The following is a 413-nucleotide window of genomic DNA, read 5'->3' as shown; positions in this document are numbered from 1 at the left end:
GGCGTAGCGATCTTGCTCGACGACACCTTCACGACCAGATGGTTGCCTGCTCCGACCGGAATCGCCGGGTCGCTCGGAAGCTTCGTTGTGTTCGGCTCATCGCCCGGCTCCGGCACAGGCGCTGGATACACCTCCGGCGCTGCTCCCGGCTTCGGCGTTACATCGTCCTTGCCGAGCACGATCTGGGTGAACTTCACGACCTTGTTATTCCCATCCACTTCATAGATTCCGATGTATCGATTAACGACCGGATCGACGCCCGGAATGTCACTGCCCAGTGTGTACGGATTGATCACGCCCGCTGTCGGCGCGAGGTCGCCCGTACTCGGTGTAGCGATCTTACTCGACGATACCTTCACGACCAGATGGTTGCCTGCTCCGACCGGGATCACTGGGTCGCTCGGCAGCTTCGT

The 413-nt window shown here is 60.5% G+C and carries 1 protein-coding gene; it reads right to left on the bottom strand.

The genetic code is table 11. The features are described 5' to 3' along the window. Nucleotides 1-413 (bottom strand): hypothetical protein (locus tag PA598K_RS36915; protein ID WP_185602429.1); only part of this gene is annotated, 413 nt, incomplete at both ends.

This window comes from Paenibacillus sp. 598K, from assembly GCF_003851045.1.
GTDB lineage: Bacteria > Bacillota > Bacilli > Paenibacillales > Paenibacillaceae > Paenibacillus_D.
Note: the sequence above shows the minus strand (reverse complement) of the source record. Positions and strands in the feature narration are given on the sequence as shown.